Below are 19,802 nucleotides of genomic sequence, written 5' to 3' on the forward strand. Positions count from 1 at the left end.
TTGAATATGGAAGTATTAGTACAATTATTACCTATTATCTTAATTTTTGCGCTTGTTTGGTTCTTAATGATCAGACCACAACAAAAGCGTGCTAAAGAACATCGTGAATTATTAAACCGTTTAGAAGTTGGTCAAAAAGTAACTTCAATCGGTGGTATCAAAGGTACAGTTAGAGCAGTTGATGAGTCTATCGTTGTTGTTTCTGTAAACGATAAAGGACACGAAATTACATTTGAAAAACCAGCTATCAAACAAGTAGACCCTTCATAAAATAGTTTACTTTTTTAGGAAATTGGTTTAATATTATGTATCATATTTGATGTTAAAAGACATGGTTATCCATGTCTTTTTTTCATTCATGAATGTTATGGCTATTCAACTATAGTTGATGTATGCTATAACATATATAGTGAATTAAATATATGTAAGAGGTGTTATCGTGAAAAAGCGGAGTAGAATTATAGCCTTTTTACTTCTTGCAGTGTTGGTTTTTAGTTTAATAGGATCAACAACAAAAGATATAACAAAGAATGTAAATTTAGGTCTAGACTTACAAGGTGGTTTTGAAGTATTATATCAAGTTAATCCTTTAGACAAAGGTGATAAGATTGATAATGATGCGGTTAAATCTACTGCAAAGACTTTAGAGTCACGTGTAAACGTATTAGGTGTTTCTGAGCCGAAAATTCAAGTTGAGGAAGGTAATCGTATTCGAGTTCAATTAGCTGGTATTAAAGACCAGAATGAAGCTCGTGAAGTACTTTCTACACAAGCGAATTTAACAATCAGAGATGCAAAGGATAGAGTTTTACTATCTGGTAAAGATTTAGTTCAAGGTGGCGCTAAGCAAGGCTTTAAAGACAATACAAACGAAGTAGCCGTTACACTTAAGCTTAAAGATGCCAAAAAGTTCAAAGAAGTAACTGAAAAAGTTTCTAAAATGAATCCTAATTTAATGGTCATTTGGATGGACTATGAAAAAGGAGACAGTTACGAGAAAGAAGCTAAAAAAGAACAAGAAGGTAAAGAGCCAAAATATATTTCTGCAGCGACTGTAAGCCAACCAATCAATTCAGAAAATGTTGAAATTTCTGGTGGATTTAATGGTGAACAAGGCGTTAAAGAAGCAAAACAAATTGCAGACTTATTAAATTCAGGTTCACTACCTGTTAAATTAGATGAAGTTTATTCTACATCAGTAGGTGCGCAATTCGGTAAAGATGCATTAGATGAAACAGTACTTGCTTCTACAATAGGTGTAGGTATTATATTCTTATTCATGCTTATTTACTACCGATTACCTGGTGTTGTAGCTGTTATTACATTAAGTGCTTATGTTTACTTAACATTAGTAGCATTTAACTTTATTTCAGGGGTATTAACATTGCCTGGACTTGCAGCCTTAGTATTAGGTGTAGGTATGGCCGTTGATGCTAACATCATCATGTACGAACGGATAAAAGATGAATTACGGATCGGAAGGACTTTACAACAAGCCTTCAAAAAAGGTTCTGGTTCTTCATTTATTACGATATTAGATGCTAACTTAACAACAATTTTAGCAGCGCTCGTATTATTCGTATTTGGTGAAAGTTCAGTAAAAGGTTTCGCAACAATGTTATTACTTGCGATTCTAATGAGTTTTGTAACTTCAGTATTCTTCACTAGAATATTATTAGGTTTACTAGTAAACTCAAATTACTTCAAGAAAAAATACAATTGGTTTGGTGTTTCTAAGAAAGATAGACATGATATTAGTGAAAGATTAGATGTTCATGATTTAAGAACTGTTTATGACAAAATTAATTTCGTAAAACTTGCTAAACCATTATTAACATTTAGTATTATTACAATCATTGTTGGTGCCATCATCGTATCAATATTCAGATTGAATTTAGGTATTGATTTCACAAGTGGTACACGTGTTGACTTACAATCTGATCAAGCTATCAAGACTGAACAAGTTTCAAAACAGTTTAAAGATATGGGATTAGATCCGTCACAAGTTACAACTAGTGGAACTGGAAACAAAATGGCAACCGTACAATTTAAAGATGCATTAAACAAATCTGAAATACAAAAAGTTAAATCTGACTTTGGTAAATCATTGGGTCATGATCCAAACGTAAGTACGGTTTCACCAGTTGTTGGTCAAGAGTTAGCTGGCAATGCATTAAAAGCAATGCTTTATGCAGCAATAGGAATTGTATTATACGTATCCTTTAGATTTGAGTGGAGAATGGGTACTACTGCAGTACTTGCGTTATTACATGACGTATTTATGATTGTAGCGGTATTTAGTTTATTCAGACTCGAAGTGGATATTACATTCATTGCAGCAGTTCTAACAATAATTGGTTATTCAATTAATGACACGATCGTTACATTTGACCGCGTGAGGGAAAATTTACGTAAAGTGAAAGTGATAACGAAACCAGAAACAATTGATATGATCGTTAACTCATCTATTAGACAAACGATGACAAGATCAATCAATACCGTATTAACAGTTGTTATAGTAGTTGTCGCATTATTAATACTTGGTTCATCAAGTATTTTCAACTTCTCATTAGCACTATTAATCGGTTTAGTATCCGGTGTGTTCTCATCAGTATTCGTTGCAGTACCTTTATGGGGTATCTTGAAAAAACGACAACTTAAAAAATCAGAAAATGGTAAATTAGTTGTATATACTGAGAAAAAATCAAACGATGAAAAAATATTAGTTTAAATAATTGTGTACCTGTCCTTGTTAAAAGGGCAGGTACATTTTTGTTTTAGAGTAAATGATAAAGATTTAGCTTAGCGGCATAGTAACAAAAGTCTGAAGAATTGTAACTAAGGAGTGCCATAGTAACAAAAGTCGGCTGAATTGTAACTATGGCGCCCCATAATTACAAAAGTTCGTAGAATTGTAACTAAGGCAGTCCATAGTAACAAAAGTCCGGGGAATTGTAACTATGGAACCCTATAATTACAAAATCCCGACAAATTGTAACTAACAGCTGCCTTTTTGTTCATACATACTCTTTAATTATGTTTTATTTGTTTAGTAGAGAAAGTATGATATTTCATGTATAATGTTTTGAGTAGAAATGAGGAGATTTGATATGACTAAAGCTTGTTATCAATGGAAAAAATCAGAGCTCAATCAAAATATTGATCCGCAAATCATAAAAAAATATAAAATTTCGCCACTTTTAGAAAAAACTTTAATTTCAAAAGGCTATACGTCTGAAGAACAAATTGAAAGTTTATTATCTAATGAAGTGTTATTCCACGATCCGATGTTACTAAGTGATATGGAAAAGGCAACTTCGAGAATACATAAAGCTATTGAAAATGATGAAAGAATATTAGTATATGGTGATTATGATGCAGATGGTGTCACATCTACAACGATTCTCGTTAAGACTTTAGAGTCTATGGGCGCTACAGTAGGTTGGTATATTCCTAATAGGTTTACTGAAGGATATGGACCAAGTGAAGCGGCGTTTAGAAATGCACATGATGAAGGTGTTTCTCTTATCATTACAGTGGATAATGGTATTCAAGGTCATCATGAAATTGATATTGCCAATGAACTTGGTATTGATGTGATTGTGACAGACCATCATGAATTTGGCGAAACAAAGCCTAATGCATATGCGATTGTTCACCCTATGCACCCTGATTTTAATTATCCGTTTAAATATTTAGCTGGTGTAGGTGTTTCATATAAACTTTCTAAAGCACTTAAAGCAGATATACCAGATGCGTTCTTAGGTTTAGTTGCTATCGGTACGATTGCCGACTTAGTGAGCTTAACTGATGAAAATAGATATATGGTTAAACAAGGGTTACGCATATTAAATGAACAACCTTTACCAGGGATTAAAAGTTTATTATCCGTAGCTGATTTTACGGATGAAGTGAGTGAACAAACAGTTGGATTTATTATCGGACCTCGTTTAAACGCAGTTGGTAGATTAGATGATGCCAGATTAGCTGGAGAATTGCTTATGAGTGATGATGACGATGAAGCAATGTTCTTAGCTGAAGAAGTGGACCAATTTAATACAGAACGTAAAGCAATTGTTGAAAATATTACGAATGAAGCTATGGAGCTAGCTGAAATTGAAATGCAACAAAATGCCCAATTTCTAATACTTGCAAAAGAAGATTGGAATGAAGGTGTATTAGGTATTGTGGCTTCAAGAATAGTCGAGAAGTATCATTTACCAACAATTGTATTAAATGTCGATATTGAGCAAAACCATGCTAAAGGTTCAGCAAGAAGTATTGAACAAGTTTCAATGTTTGAATTTCTAACAAACCATAGCGACTTAATTCGTAAATTTGGTGGTCATCATATGGCGGCTGGTATGACATTAGATATTGACGCGATTGAACCATTGAAGAAAGCTTTGAATGCAGATATGCACAACATAACAGAAGGTAAAAAATTATTACCACAGTTAATCGTTGATGCAGAAATAGAAACTTCAGATATTACGGTTGATAACATATTTGATTTAGAAAGATTAAGACCTTTTGGTACTAATTTATTAGCACCTCTATTTTCAATTAGTAAAGTTCCGGTTAAATCTGTTAAAGGTATTGGTCAAGGTAATAAACACCTTAAATTAACTTTAACAGACAAAAATATTGCAGCATTACATTGGAATGCTGGACATCTCATTCATGATATTTCAAATGATACGACAATCAATGTTGCAGGTAGTTTAAATGTTAATGAATGGAATGGACATCAATCACCACAAATTATTCTTAAAGATTTAGCGTTGAGTAATGACCATGCTATTTTTGATTATAGAAGTAAAAATAAACATGACTTGTTAAAAATTGATCAAGAAAATGCATTATTTGTCATTAACCCATCATCAGAGAAAATAAATGAGCAATATATACATTATGGTGATACTTATCCAAATGAAGTCGAAACGTGTGTGTTAAGAGATTTACCACAAGATTTAGAATCATTCAAACAAACTTTATCTAATATTAAAGCCGAAAAATATTATCTTGTATTTAAAGGGCAAACCAATTCATACTTTGAAGGTATTCCAAGTGATGAAAAGTTCAAACAAGCTTATAAAGCCTTATATATGAATCAATCAACCAATATTCAAAATGATGGTATGAAATTATGTGAAGCATTAAAAATTAAACCTGATCAATTGAAATTCATTTTGAATTGCTTTTATGAGTTAAACTTTATTACAATGAATCGTGGTATAATTGAAATAAATAAAGATGCGGGAAAAAATGACATTGAAAACGCACCGTTATATCAAGCAAGAAAACAACAAATAGAAATAGAAAAGACATTGTTGTACAATGATAGCCAATCATTAATTAAGTGGATGCATTCATTGTTAAGTGATGTTGAGGAGGAAGTATAATGGATTTAAAACAATACGTTTCAGAAGTACAAGATTGGCCAAAACAAGGTGTTAACTTTAAAGATATTACGACAATTATGGATAATGGTGAAGCATACAAGTATGCTACTGACCAAATCGTACAATATGCTCAAGACAAACAAGTTGATGTTGTAGTTGGACCAGAAGCAAGAGGATTTATTATTGGTTGTCCTGTGTCATATGCAATGGGTATTGGTTTTGCACCAGTACGTAAAGAAGGGAAATTACCGCGTGAAGTGATTCGTTATGAATATGATCTTGAATATGGATCAAATGTGTTAACGATGCACAAAGATGCAATCAAACCTGGTCAACGTGTATTGATTACAGATGATTTATTAGCAACAGGTGGTACAATTGAAGCGGCAATTCACTTAGTAGAATCATTAGGTGGAATCGTAGTGGGTATCGCATTTTTAATTGAACTTAAATATTTAAACGGCATTGAAAAATTAAAAGGTTACGATGTTGTTTCGTTAATTTCATACGATGAATAAAATAGTCACTTTGTGGCTATTTTATTTTTAATTATTATAATTAACGGTGGCATATTACTATTGAAAATTGCTATAATAGTAATATTCAAGAGAATTTTATTTGATGAGGTGGTGTCCCTATGAATAAAGAATATCCATATAGTGCTGATGATGTTTTATATAAAGCTAAAAGTTACTTATCTGAAGACGCGTATCGTTTAGTAGAAAAGAGTTATGATTTGGCTTTTAAAGCACATCAAGGACAAATTAGAAAAAATAATTTGCCATATATCATGCATCCTATTCAGGTAGCGGGTATTTTAACCGAAATGAAATTGGATGGTCCAACTATAGTTGCTGGATTCCTTCATGATGTAATTGAGGATACACCTTATACGTATGATGATTTGGTAGAAATGTTTAATGAAGAAGTAGCCATTATAGTAGATGGTGTTACAAAATTAAAAAAAGTTAAATATAAATCTAAAGAAACGCAACAAGCTGAAAATCATAGAAAATTATTTATAGCAATTGCTAAAGATGTCAGAGTTATATTAGTTAAATTAGCAGATAGATTACATAATGTTCGTACTTTAAAAGCGATGCCTAAAGAAAAACAAAAACGTATTGCTAAAGAAACGTTAGAAATTTATGCACCACTTGCGCATAGATTAGGGATCAATACAATTAAGTGGGAACTTGAAGATATCTCATTAAGATATATTGATAGTGTTCAATATTTTAGAATTGTTAATTTGATGAAAAAGAAAAGAAGCGAACGAGAAACGTATATTGCAAATGCGATTAAAGATATAGAGTCTGAAATGGAAGTTATGAATATTTCTGGCGACATAAGTGGTAGACCTAAACATATCTATAGTATTTATAGAAAAATGGTCAAACAGAAAAAGCAATTCGAACAAATTTTCGACTTACTTGCAATAAGAGTAATCGTTCCTTCAATCAAAGATTGTTATGCTGTGCTAGGTCTTGTCCATACATTATGGAAACCAATGCCTGGTCGATTTAAAGACTATATTGCTATGCCTAAACAGAATATGTATCAATCGCTGCATACTACAGTCGTTGGTCCAAATGGAGATCCGTTAGAGATACAGATCAGAACATTTGAAATGCATGAAATTGCAGAACATGGGGTTGCTGCACACTGGGCATATAAAGAAGGCAAAAATTTAAGCAATAAATCAGAAGAATATTTACAAAAAATGAGTTGGCTACAAGAAATAGCTGAAACTGACAATACTTCACCTGATGCAGAAGAATTTATGGAATCTTTAAAATATGACCTTCAAAGTGATAAAGTGTATGTCTTTACACCTGAAAGTGATGTTGTTGAATTACCATATGGCGCAGTTCCAATTGATTTTGCTTATGCTGTTCACAGTGAAGTAGGTAATAAAATGATAGGTGCGAAAGTTAATGGCAAAATCGTTCCTATCGATTATAAGTTATCTACTGGTGATATTGTTGAGATTAGAACGAGTAAACATTCATATGGACCAAGTCGAGATTGGTTAAAAATCGTCCGATCTTCAAGTGCGAAAAGTAAAATCCGCAGTTTCTTCAAGAAACAAGACCGCTCTGCCAATATTGAAAAAGGTAAATTCATGATTGAAGCGGAAATTAAAGAGCATGGCTACAATGTAGATGAAGTATTAAATGCTGAAAACATTAAACTTGTTAACGAAAAATATAATTTTTCAAATGAAGATGACTTATATGCTGCAGTTGGTTTTGGTGGCATAACTGCCTTACAAGCTGTTAATAGACTAACAGAAAAGCTTAGACTTGAACGTAAGAAACAATCGCTTAACCAAGTGCAAGAAGTCAATAAATCCATTCCTATTAAACAAGATATTAGAACAGATACTGGTGTCTATGTCGAAGGTTTAGATAACATGCTTATTAAACTTTCTAAATGTTGTAATCCAATACCTGGTGATGAAATCATTGGCTATATTACAAAAGGTCATGGCGTCAAAGTTCATCGTAAAGATTGCCCGAACATCGTTAACGAAAATGAACGATTAATCGATGTTGAATGGGTTAAAAATACAAATGAACAAAAAAATTATCAAGTAGACTTAGAAATTACGGGTTACGATAGAAATGGTTTATTAAATGAAGTACTTCAAGTTGTGAATGCCATTAAAGTACAATTAGTAAAAGTTTCAGGTAAAGCTGATATAGATAAAAATGCTGTTATTAACATTAGCGTAATGGTTAAAAATGTGAATGACGTATATAGAATTGTTGATCGAATTAAACAATTAGGCGATATTTATACAGTAAGTCGTGTATGGAATTAAGAGGTGAATTTTTTTGAAAGTTGTTCTACAAAAAGTAAGCCAAGCTAAAGTGACATCTGAAAATACTCAAAATGAAATTAAACAAGGATTCTTATTATTAGTCGGTGTTGGACAAGAATCTACTTATGCAGATGCAGATGTTATCGCTAAGAAAATAGCAAAGACAAGAATTTTTGAAGATCAAGAAGGTAAAATGAATTTAGATATACACCAAGTCGGTGGTGAAATCTTATCGATATCTCAATTTACAATATATGCTTCAGTGAAAAAAGGTAATAGACCTGGATTTACAAATGCTAAAAGTCCAGATGAAGCATTAAAGATATATGAATATTTTAATGAACAGTTAGCTTCTTATAATATTAACGTGAAAACAGGAGAATTTGGCGCACATATGGATGTGTCATTAATCAATGATGGACCAATTACGATTATATTCGAAAGTAAGGATGGTAACATTCAATGAACCGAATTAATTTATGGTTTAAAAAGAGGAGAATAAAGCCTGTTCCTGTCATCAGTGTTGCCATTTTACTGATTGTTTTGTTAATCATTATTATTTATTTATTGATTCCTAAAGAGGACGAACCTAAAACATTATCTATGAAAGAAGATGGTGAGTTAAGAACTGGACCTGCCGCTTATTATCCTATTATCTTTGATGTAAAAAAGGGAGATAGTTTTGATATAACAGATAGAGAAGGAAAATGGTTCGAAGTCAAAAATGATCAAAATGAAAAAGGCTGGATTGCTGGTTGGCATACAAATCTTGATATTAAAGAAGATGTTAATCCAGTATTAAAACCATTAAAAGGAAAAGTGATTATTTTAGACCCTGGTCATGGTGGAAGTGACCAAGGTGCATCGAGTTCAAAACATAAAGATGTAACCGAAAAAGTCATTACATTAAAAACTGCAAAAGAACTTAAAGAAATGCTTGAAGCTGAAGGCGCTAAAGTGAAAATGACGAGAACAAAAGATGAATATGTTAAATTAAAAGATAGACAAGGTGATGGAGATGTCTTTATTAGTATCCATAATGATGCATTAGATTCATCAGCACCACATGGTTTAACAGTTTATTACCATCATGATTCTCAAAAAGAATTTGCAGATACGTTACAAACTTCAATCAATCAAAAATCCATACTATCTGATAGAGGTGTACGAAACGAAAACTTCCAAGTGATTCGTCAAACTAAAATGCCGGCTGTATTGTTAGAGTTAGGTTATATTAGTAATCCTACAGATGAAGATTTAATTGTTGATAGAAAATATAGACACATTGTAGAAACAGGTATTGTTGACGGTTTGAAAGTTTACTTTTCAAATTAGATATTGACTACTACAGATTATGGGTTTAATATTAATATAAATTATGAAATAGATTATATACCGTTTATTCTTGAATAGTATACCGTTATAGTAGGAAACAGAGAGTATAACATTTGCTGAAAGTTATATGAATACTGCGTATACTTTTGAACACAAGAAGAGGGAATCTTACGAAAATAAGATCGGTTAACATCCGTTATAATGTTGTTAAGTGAGTATTTAATGAATCATTAAATACTAATTAGGGTGGCAACACGGATAATTCGTCCCTTGTATGTATATGCATACAAGGGACTTTTTATATTTTAAAGGAGGAAATATTATGATTAATATACCACGCGGTACACAAGATTTATTACCAAAAGACACTTATAAATGGCAATACATTGAGAATAAATTACATGAGTTAATGAAAATATATAATTACAAAGAAATTAGAACACCAATATTTGAAAGTACTGAACTTTTTAGTAGAGGTGTCGGTGATTCAACAGATGTTGTACAAAAAGAAATGTACACATTTAAAGATAAAGGTGATAGAAGCATTACATTAAGACCTGAAGGCACTGCAGGTGTAGTTAGAAGTTACATCGAAAACAAAATGCAAGGTGAACCGAATCAACCTGTTAAGCTTTATTACAATGGTCCAATGTTCCGTTATGAAAGAAAACAAAAAGGGCGTTATCGTCAATTTGTTCAATTCGGTGTAGAAGCGATAGGATCAGAAAATCCTGCAATTGATGTTGAAATCATTTCAATGCTCGTACACATTTACAAATCTTTCGGATTAAAAGACTTAAAATTAGTCATCAATAGTATTGGTGATGCAGAATCAAGAGCTGATTACACGAAGGCATTACAAGCGCACTTTGAACCAGTAATTGATACTTTCTGTAGCGATTGTCAAAGTCGATTACACACAAATCCAATGCGTATATTGGACTGTAAAGTAGACAGAGATAAAGAAGCAGTTAAAAATGCGCCTAAAATTACGGAATACTTAAATGACTATTCTAAACAATATTTCGAAGAGGTAAAAAGTTTATTAGACGAACTTGGTATCGAGTATGAAATAGATACGAATTTAGTGCGTGGTTTAGATTATTATACACACACAGCATTCGAAGTAATGAGTAATGCTGAAGGATTTGGTGCTATTACAACTTTATGTGGTGGCGGTAGATATAACGGCTTACTAGAATTACTTGATGGTCCTAAAGAAACAGGTATTGGTTTTGCATTGAGTATTGAACGTTTATTACTAGCGCTTGAAGCTGAAGGTATTGAAATCGAAGAAGAAAATACAATCGACTTGTTTATTGCAACAATGGGTGAAGAAGCGGATAGAATGTCTGTTCAATTAATCAATCAATTAAGAATGGCTGGTATTAGTTGTGATAAAGACTATTTACAACGTAAATTAAAAGGTCAAATGAAACAAGCCGATAGATTAAATGCGAAATATACGATTGTATTAGGTGAGAATGAATTAGAAAAACAAGAAGTGGAAGTTAAGAATATGGAAACTGGTGAAAAGACACTTGTTTCATTATCAGAATTAGAGAATTATTTAAAGGTGGAATCATAATGGAAAAAAGAACAACATATGCTGGTAAAATAACTGAAGAATATATTGGTCAAACCGTTACTTTAAATGGTTGGGTACAAAAAAGACGTGACTTAGGTGGTTTAATATTTGTTGATCTACGTGACCGCGAAGGCGTTGTACAAATTGTCTTTAACCCAGACTTCTCTCAAGAAGCTTTAAGTGTAGCTGAGAAAATCCGTTCTGAATATGTCATTCAAGTTAAAGGTTTAGTAACTAAAAGAGACGAAAAATCAATTAATGACAAAATCAAGACTGGTAAAGTTGAAGTACAAGTTTCTGAAATTACAATATTAAATGAATCTGAAACACCACCATTTTCTATTACAGATATGAATGATATTGATGAAAACGTAAGATTAAAATATCGTTATATTGACTTAAGAAGAGAAAGTTTAGCTCAAACATTCAAAATGAGACATCAAATTACACGTGCAGTAAGAAATTACTTAGATGAAGGTGAGTTTTACGAAGTAGAAACACCTGTATTAACTAAATCTACGCCAGAAGGTGCGAGAGACTATTTAGTACCATCTCGTGTACATGATGGAGAGTTCTATGCTTTACCTCAATCTCCACAAATATTTAAACAATTATTAATGATTGGTGGATTTGATAAATACTATCAAATCGTTAAATGTTTTAGAGACGAAGATTTAAGAGCGGATAGACAACCTGAATTTACGCAAATCGATATCGAGATGAGCTTTGTAGATCAAGAAGACGTTATCAAAATGAATGAAGGTCTTATGAAACGTATCATGAAAGATGTAAAAGGTATTGATATTACAACGCCATTCCCACGTATGACATACGCTGAAGCGATGGAAAGATACGGAATTGACAAGCCAGATACAAGATTTGGTATGGAACTGATTAACTTATCAGAACTTGCTTCAAAAATGGACTTTAAAGTGTTTAAATCTGCAGTTGAAAATGGTGGAGAAGTTAAAGCAATCGTCGTTGAAGATGGTGCGGCTGATTACTCTAGAAAAGATATCGACCAATTACAATCATTTGCAAGTATTTATGGTGCTAAAGGTTTAGCGTGGGTTAAAGTAACAGAAGAAGGCTTAAACGGTCCAATTAGCAAATTCTTTGATGAAAACATTACAGCTGAATTATTAAACCAAACTGAAGCTAAAGCAGGAGACTTAGTATTATTTGTAGCAGACAAAAAAGATGTCGTAGCAGCAAGTTTAGCGCAGTTAAGAAATAAACTTGGTAAAGATCGTGGTTTAATTGATCCAAATAAATATAATTTCTTATGGGTAACTGATTGGCCATTATTTGAATACGATGAAGAATCAGAACGTTATGTTGCAGCGCACCATCCATTTACTGCACCTAAAAAAGAGCATGAAGAAATGCTTGAAACTGATCCAACAAATGTTGAAGCGAATGCATACGATATCGTTTTAAATGGCTTTGAATTAGGTGGAGGATCTATTAGAATTCATAAATCAGAACTCCAAGAAAAAATGTTTAAAGCGCTTGGATTCACTGAAGAACAAGCACAAGAACAATTTGGATTCTTAATTGAAGCGTTCAAATATGGTGCACCACCACATGGGGGAATTGCTTTAGGTTTAGATAGATTAGTTATGTTATTGTCAGGAAGAACAAACTTAAGAGATACAATTGCATTCCCTAAAACAGCAAGTGCTTCTTGTCTATTAACAGATGCGCCAAGTGAAGTGTCTAACAGTCAGTTACATGAATTACATTTGCAACTTGATTTAGATGAAAAATAATTAAAAGTATAAATACTTGTTATTTAGAAGAATTATGATAAAATAAATTTATAAGGTAGTCATCTGAAGTGTTCGTAATAAGCTTTTTATATTTTGACCTAACACTTTTGATCAAGGGAGCCTAATTGGTTTTCTTAATAGCGCATACGCCTCGTAAGGAGGACATGCAAAATAAGAAACAGGGCACCCACCTGTATATAGCAGGCCAAAATGATCTAGCACTTAATATTACGGCACAATTGGATTCTATCGGTACGCAAGACTTTATGTCTTGCGTATTTTTGTGTAAAGGAGTAAATAATGATGAAGCATCAATTTTCAAGAAATGAATTAGCGATTGGTAAAGAAGGCTTAGATTTATTAAAAAGTAAAACAGTAGTTGTCCTTGGTGTAGGCGGTGTAGGTTCATTTGCTGCTGAAGCACTAGCGAGAACTAATATTGGTCATATCATATTAATAGATAAAGATGATGTAGATATCACAAATGTAAATAGACAATTACATGCATTAACAACAACTATTGGTCAATCTAAAGTAGATTTAATGGAAGAGCGTATTAAATTAATTAATCCTGATTGTAAAGTCACTTCATTGCATATGTTCTATACTGAAGAAACTTACGAAGCTTTATTTAATGAATACGACATTGATTACTTTGTAGATGCTAGTGATACAATCATGTATAAAGTTCATCTTATAAAAGAGTGTTTAGAAAGAGGTATTAATGTTATCTCAAGTATGGGTGCTGCAAACAAAACAGACCCTACTAAATTTGAAATAGCTGATATTTCTAAAACACATACAGATCCTATGGCGAAAATTATACGTCTAAAATTAAGAAAAATGGGCATTCATAAAGGTATTAATGTTGTATTTAGTGATGAAAGTCCAATTATGATAAGAGAAGATGTAAAAGAAGTTGTAGGCGATAAAAACGCAAAAGTTAGAAAGGCGCAAATGCCACCATCATCTAATGCTTTTGTACCAAGCGTTGTTGGTTTAATTTGTGCGAGCTATGTTGTGAATGATATTTTGAAAGATATCCCAGTAAAAAGAATCAAAGATAAATAGCTAGCAGCTTTGATAATAAAAAATGAGACTGGATACGTCCAGCCTCATTTTTTTAAGTTGCGATATATTTCTGCTAATTTTTGTTCAGATTTAGATGTGAGCTTCGGTTGATAATATTGTTTGCCTTTTAAAGTATCAGGTAAATATTGTTGTTCTACATATCCATTTTCATAATTATGTGGGTATTTATAACCAATTGCATTGCCTAATTCTTTTGCACCTTGATAGTGTCCATCTTTCAAATGTTTCGGAACTAACCCAGCTTTACCTTTTCTGATGTCTGATAGAGCTTCATCAATAGATACAATAGCTGAATTAGATTTAGGTGATAAGCATAGCTCGATGACTGCTTGGCTTAATGGTATACGTGCTTCTGGAAAGCCGAGACGTTCACTCGCTTCAATAGCTGATAATGTTCTAGCTGCAGCACCTGGAGAAGCTAAACCGATATCTTCATAGCTAATTACAAGAAGGCGTCTTGCAATAGTTGGTAAATCTCCCGCTTCAATTAATCTAGCTAAATAATGTAGCGCTGCGTCGACATCACTTCCTCTAATAGATTTTTGGAATGCACTCATAACATCATAATGTTGATCGCCATCTTTATCGTGTTGGAAAGCGTTCTTTTGAATACAAACTTTCGCATCTTCAATCGTGACATGACGTTTGTCATCTTGAACATCAGCACTTAGTACAGCAAGTTCGAGTGCATTTAAAGCGCTTCTCACATCGCCGTAACTTGCTTTTGCGAAATATTCTAAAGCATCTTTGTCTACAACAGGAGCGTATGATGCTAATCCATTTTCTTCATCTTCAATTGCTCTGTTTAAAGCAATGATGATATCATCTTCATTAAGAGGATATAGTTCAAATATTTGCGTTCTGCTTCGTATAGCTGGGTTGATAGCATGGTATGGGTTTGACGTCGTTGCGCCAATAAGAACGATTTTGCCAGATTCTAAATGCGGTAATAAGAAATCTTGTTTTGCTTTATCTAGACGATGAATTTCGTCTAGTAAAAGTATAACTTGTCCAGACATTTTGGCTTCTTCAACGACAAGTTGCATATCTTTTTTAGTGTTAGTGACAGCGTTAAGTTGTCTAAATTTATATTGAGTACTCCCGGCAATAGCTTGGGCGATACTCGTTTTTCCAATTCCCGGAGGTCCATAAAAAATCATAGAAGTTAACTTTTTAGTGTTAACCATTCTCCTAATAATGGCTTTTGGACCGACTAAATGTTCTTGGCTTATCACATCGTCAATCGTTTGGGGACGCATTCTATAAGCTAATGGTTCGTTTTTCATTTGGAATCAACCTTTCTAATTACTCAAAGTGTACAAAAAATGATAAAATGAATTAATAATATTTTTTTAGAAAATAAGAGGTGTAGTACATGAAAATTTCTACTAAAGGACGATATGGCTTAACACTTATGATATCGTTGACTAAGCGTTATGGTCAAGGATGTACATCTTTAAAGTCAATCGCTGAAGAAAACAATTTAAGTGATTTATATTTAGAACAATTAGTAGGACCGCTACGTAATGCTGGTCTTATTAAAAGTGTAAGAGGTGCCAAAGGGGGCTATCAATTACAAAAAGCACCATCAGAAATTACAGCTGGTGATGTGATTAGATTGTTAGAAGGGCCAATTACACCTGTTGAAGGTATAGAAGACGAGCCACCTGCACAACAACAATTGTGGATTCGTATTAGAGACGCTGTAAAAGAAGTTCTAGATAATACAACACTAGAATACTTAGCAAATTATACAAATGAAGATGAACTAGAAGGCTATATGTTCTATATCTAGTTCACAAATTAAATAGGATAGCAATCTTCAAGACGAATATTGGAGATTGCTATCTTATTTTTTATTTCTTAACTGTATGGATTTCATGCCTAACTGCACAAAATATTTCGTTATTTTAACAGTTAAGCATGAATATGTGTTAAGTAGTGTAATATTCCCCTTCAAGATTACTTTCATATTAAGATAGTTGTACACTACAACAAAGGGGAGAGTATATGAAAAATTTAAAACGATACATATTAAGTGTAGTAGCAGTTTTATTATTAAGTTTCATTGCATTACCGTTTGAAGTTAACGCAAAGACAGATGGTCCATCATCTAGAGTTATATTACCGAAAAATGATCGTACACAAATTACGAATACAACGTCTGCACATTATCAATCGATTGCATTCGCTGATATCGGAGGTACATCAATTGCATCAGGCGTTGTTGTCGGTAAAAATACCGTACTAACAAATAAACATGTAGTAGATGCTACGAATGGTAATGCTTCTGTACTAAAATTCTCACCAGCAGCAAATGGCGATGGTAATTTTCCAGCAGGAACATTTACAGCAACTGATTATAAAGTAGCGCCAGGCGGTGAAGATTTAGCAGTCGTTACAGTCGGTAAAAATAGTAAAGGTCAATCTATTGGTGATGCTGTTCAAGCAGCGACAATCGCAGATACATCTTCAGTTAAAAAAGGTGATAACATCACAGTAACAGGTTATCCAGGAGATAAACCTATTGCGACATTATGGGAAAGTAAAGGTAATATATTATCTGCTTCAGGTAGTGACGTATCTTACGACTTAAGTACTTATGGTGGTAATTCAGGTTCACCAATCTTTAATGCAAATAACCAAGTTATTGGTTTACATTATGGTGGCGTACCAGATAGCCATAACAGTGGCGTGTTATTTAACAGCAACGTTCAACAATTTATACAAAGTAATTTAAAATAATAAAAAAATGATCATAAAGTGATGACTCATCACTTTATGATCGTTTTTTTTATGCTTCCCCGTATATATCATCTACAATTTTCTTGAATGATTCATATGATTGGTATTGTTTATCTAAATCATAAATATAGCTCACTGCCATAATTTCATCTACATTGTATTTGTTTTGGAAATCTATCAATTGTTGTTTTACAGTTTCTTCACTACCAATGAAAGATGTGTTTGTTTTAGATTGCGCCATATATTTTTCTTGTGGTGACCAAATGTTTTCAAGTTGATCAGTAGGTGGTTGTAATGGCATACGCGCATTTCTTACAATACTTAAGAACATCAAGTGCATAGTTGAAGATAAATATGTTGCTTCTTCATCTGTTTCACCGACAATGACATTTAAACAAACGGTCATGTATGGCTCATCTAAATATTCTGATGGCTCAAATAAGTCTCTATATATTTCGATTGCTTGAGCCATTTGATCTGGTGCAAAGTGTGCTGCAAAGACATATGGTAAACCTAATCGAGCAGCTAAATGTGCAGAGTCCGTTGAAGATCCTAACACATAAATCGGAATGTTTGTATCTACACCTGGATATGGTCTTACATATGATTGTTGTTCTTCAGGACCAAAATATTGTAGTAATTGTTTAATATCGTCACCAAATGTATATACACCTTTATGTGAATCTCTTCTTAGTGCAGAAGCGGTCATCATATCGGTACCTGGTGCTCGTCCTAAGCCAAGATTTAATCGATTAGGGAACATTGTAGCCATTGTTCCAAATTGCTCAGCAACAATAAGAGGCGCATGGTTTGGTAACATGATACCGCCTGAACCTACTTGAATAGACTCTGTATGTTCAAGTGTATGTTGAATGAGTAAAGCAGTTGCAGAACTTACTAAATTTGGTGCATTATGATGTTCTGCAATCCAGTAACGTTCATAGCCTAATTTTTCTACATTTTGAGCAAGTGATACCATATTCTTAATAGCATCTTGTTCCGTTTCACCTTTTCTAAGTGGAACAAGATTTAATGCAGAAACTGGGAATTTTGATTTCATTTTGTGACGCTCCTTACATAATTATATATTGGAAGTATATCAACTGTATTTATGTTGTACTATTTAATTGCTCAACAACATTTGACTAATATGTAACTAAAAGTTATAATTAATGCAAATTTACAGAGAGGTGGCATCAACAATAGGCATGGATATCCAATAATTTTTTGCGCTAATAGTAAATAACGTAAAAAAACCATTGTGTTGCACAATGATGATTGGATAAGTATGTCTATAATATGATGTTGCCGTTACAACTGAGAATAGTGTAATGGTGCGTCTTCATGTGTAATACATGGGTATAGGAGGCTACATTATGCTATTTTTATTTGAAGAAAAAGCATTAGAAGTTGAACATAAAGTATTGATACCCGAGTTGACTTTTTCAATAGAGGACCATGAACATTTAGCAATCGTTGGTGTTAATGGTGTTGGAAAGTCTACATTATTAAAAGTGATTCACCAAGATCAAACAGTTGATTCAGCGATGATGGAACAAGATTTAACACCTTATTATGATTGGACAGTTATGGATTATATAATTGAATCTTACCCAGAAATCGCCAAGGTTAGATCGCAACTTAATCATACTGATATGATTAATAAATATATTGAGTTAGATGGATACCTTATAGAAGGAGAAATCGTAACAGAAGCAAAAAAGCTCGGAATAAAAGAGGAACAATTAGAACAGAAAATTTCTACTTTAAGTGGTGGAGAACAGACAAAAGTATCATTTTTAAAAGTGAAAATGTCTAAGGCATCGTTATTATTAATCGATGAACCAACAAATCATATGGATTTAGAAATGAAGGAATGGTTGACGAAGGCATTTAAACAAGAACAACGTGCTATATTATTTGTATCTCATGACAGAACATTCTTAAATGAAACACCAGATGCTATATTAGAATTGAGTCCTGATGGTGCTAAGAAATATATCGGTAAATACGATAAATACAAACAACAAAAAGATATAGAGCATGAAACATTAAAGCTACAATATGAAAAGCAACAAAAAGATCAAGCGGCTATTGAAGAAACGATCAAAAAATATAAAGCGTGGTATCAAAAAGCAGAACAAAGTGCTTCTGTGCGAAACCCGTATCAACAAAAACAATTAAGTAAGTTAGCGAAACGATTCAAATCAAAAGAACAACAATTAAATCGTAAACTTGATCAAGAGCACATCGCTAATCCAAATAAAAAAGAGAAAGCTTTCTCAATACAACATCATGATTTTAAATCACATTATTTAGTTCAATTTAACCATGTGTCGTTTGCATATGATAATAGGAAGATATTCGAAGATGTATCATTCTATATTAAGCGAAATCAAAATGTGATTATAGAAGGCAGAAATGGAACAGGAAAATCAACTTTAATTAAATTGATACTCGGTGAACTCGAGCCGACTAAAGGTGATATAACTGTTCATCCAGAATTAGAAATTGGATATTTCTCTCAAGATTTTGAAAACTTAAATATGCATCATACTGTCATAGATGAAATATTAGAAATTCCTGAAATGAAAGAAGCAGATGCTAGAACCATTTTAGCAAGCTTTTATTTTGATAAAGATAGAATAAATGATGTCGTTGAAACATTGTCGATGGGTGAAAAGTGTAGGTTACAATTTGTGAAATTATATTTTTCAAATCCTCATATTATGATTTTAGATGAGCCAACAAACTATTTTGATATTGGCATGCAAGAAAAAATCATCAAATTAATACAATCATTTCAAGGTTCGGTCCTTATTGTATCTCATGATGATTATTTTAAATCACAAATTAAAGACCAAATATGGACGATCAAAAATCATCAAATGACGCATGAAAATGTTCAAGTTAAAGATCCAATTAATACAGAATCTATGAAACATCAATTAAAAGAATTAGAACAATATACAGATGAAAGAAATCGTGAAACAGAGTTCTAGTCTTTTCATAAAAATGGTGCTAGAATAGGTACATTG

15 protein-coding genes and 1 other RNA gene are annotated in these 19,802 nt (G+C 32.7%); 14 read left to right on the forward strand and 2 right to left on the reverse strand.

Features of this window, described 5'->3' with window-relative positions:
* Positions 1-6 precede the first annotated feature (6 nt).
* The 11 genes from yajC (at position 7) to LQ617_RS00855 (ending at position 13,998) form a co-directional block, all read left to right on the forward strand.
* Positions 7-270 (forward strand): preprotein translocase subunit YajC, encoded by a 264-nt coding sequence (yajC, locus tag LQ617_RS00805; RefSeq protein WP_025904259.1) that lies wholly within the window; start codon positions 7-9, stop codon positions 268-270.
* Between the two features lie 169 nt (positions 271-439).
* On the forward strand, positions 440-2,731 hold the full coding sequence (gene secDF / locus LQ617_RS00810) for a protein translocase subunit SecDF (RefSeq protein WP_204252585.1): 2,292 nt from the start codon (positions 440-442) through the stop codon (positions 2,729-2,731).
* A 379-nt stretch (positions 2,732-3,110) separates the two neighbouring features.
* Complete coding sequence (recJ, locus tag LQ617_RS00815; protein ID WP_204188550.1) at positions 3,111-5,405, forward strand: single-stranded-DNA-specific exonuclease RecJ; 2,295 nt, start codon at positions 3,111-3,113, stop codon at positions 5,403-5,405.
* Entirely contained in the window at positions 5,405-5,923 is a 519-nt protein-coding gene (locus LQ617_RS00820) for an adenine phosphoribosyltransferase (protein WP_025904256.1), read from the forward strand. The genes recJ and LQ617_RS00820 overlap by 1 nt, the downstream gene beginning before the upstream one ends.
* Before the next feature lie 119 nt (positions 5,924-6,042).
* Positions 6,043-8,232: a RelA/SpoT family protein gene (locus LQ617_RS00825; protein ID WP_025904255.1), complete on the forward strand. Its 2,190-nt coding sequence runs from the start codon at positions 6,043-6,045 to the stop codon at positions 8,230-8,232.
* Between the two features lie 13 nt (positions 8,233-8,245).
* Positions 8,246-8,698 carry a D-aminoacyl-tRNA deacylase gene (gene dtd, locus LQ617_RS00830; protein ID WP_025904254.1) on the forward strand — a complete coding sequence of 151 codons (453 nt, stop codon included), beginning with the start codon at positions 8,246-8,248 and terminating at the stop codon, positions 8,696-8,698.
* Positions 8,695-9,567, forward strand: coding sequence for an N-acetylmuramoyl-L-alanine amidase family protein (locus LQ617_RS00835; protein ID WP_037588420.1), 873 nt, complete (start codon positions 8,695-8,697; stop codon positions 9,565-9,567). Before dtd ends, LQ617_RS00835 begins: the two co-directional genes overlap by 4 nt.
* Positions 9,568-9,889: 322 nt before the next feature.
* Positions 9,890-11,155, forward strand: coding sequence for a histidine--tRNA ligase (gene hisS / locus LQ617_RS00840; protein ID WP_239739224.1), 1,266 nt, complete (start codon positions 9,890-9,892; stop codon positions 11,153-11,155).
* Entirely contained in the window at positions 11,155-12,927 is a 1,773-nt protein-coding gene (gene aspS / locus LQ617_RS00845; RefSeq protein ID WP_239739225.1) for an aspartate--tRNA ligase, read from the forward strand. Before hisS ends, aspS begins: the two co-directional genes overlap by 1 nt.
* Positions 12,928-12,984: 57 nt before the next feature.
* Positions 12,985-13,177, forward strand: a non-coding RNA gene (ssrS, locus tag LQ617_RS00850) — 6S RNA.
* Positions 13,178-13,230: 53 nt separating this feature from the next.
* Positions 13,231-13,998 (forward strand): tRNA threonylcarbamoyladenosine dehydratase, encoded by a 768-nt coding sequence (locus LQ617_RS00855; protein WP_204186844.1) that lies wholly within the window; start codon positions 13,231-13,233, stop codon positions 13,996-13,998.
* A 44-nt stretch (positions 13,999-14,042) separates the two neighbouring features.
* Here the strand turns inward: LQ617_RS00855 and LQ617_RS00860 are convergent, their stop codons facing one another.
* Positions 14,043-15,305 carry a replication-associated recombination protein A gene (locus LQ617_RS00860; protein ID WP_204188553.1) on the reverse strand — a complete coding sequence of 421 codons (1,263 nt, stop codon included), beginning with the start codon at positions 15,303-15,305 and terminating at the stop codon, positions 14,043-14,045.
* 89 nt (positions 15,306-15,394) lie between these two features.
* On the opposite strand from LQ617_RS00860, the gene cymR reads away from it, so the two are divergent.
* Both cymR and LQ617_RS00870 read left to right on the forward strand, forming a co-directional pair.
* On the forward strand, positions 15,395-15,814 hold the full coding sequence (gene cymR / locus LQ617_RS00865) for a cysteine metabolism transcriptional regulator CymR (protein WP_025904248.1): 420 nt from the start codon (positions 15,395-15,397) through the stop codon (positions 15,812-15,814).
* Between the two features lie 215 nt (positions 15,815-16,029).
* Entirely contained in the window at positions 16,030-16,764 is a 735-nt protein-coding gene (locus LQ617_RS00870; RefSeq protein WP_037588412.1) for a trypsin-like serine peptidase, read from the forward strand.
* A gap of 49 nt (positions 16,765-16,813) precedes the next feature.
* Here the strand turns inward: LQ617_RS00870 and LQ617_RS00875 are convergent, their stop codons facing one another.
* Entirely contained in the window at positions 16,814-17,824 is a 1,011-nt protein-coding gene (locus tag LQ617_RS00875) for an LLM class flavin-dependent oxidoreductase (RefSeq protein WP_239739226.1), read from the reverse strand.
* 316 nt (positions 17,825-18,140) lie between these two features.
* Between LQ617_RS00875 and sal(A) the strand changes: the two genes are divergently transcribed.
* Positions 18,141-19,766: an ABC-F type ribosomal protection protein Sal(A) gene (gene sal(A) / locus LQ617_RS00880; RefSeq protein WP_239739228.1), complete on the forward strand. Its 1,626-nt coding sequence runs from the start codon at positions 18,141-18,143 to the stop codon at positions 19,764-19,766.
* Positions 19,767-19,802 lie beyond the last annotated feature (36 nt).

The organism is Mammaliicoccus sp. P-M59, from assembly GCF_022386135.1.
GTDB lineage: Bacteria > Bacillota > Bacilli > Staphylococcales > Staphylococcaceae > Mammaliicoccus > Mammaliicoccus sciuri_A.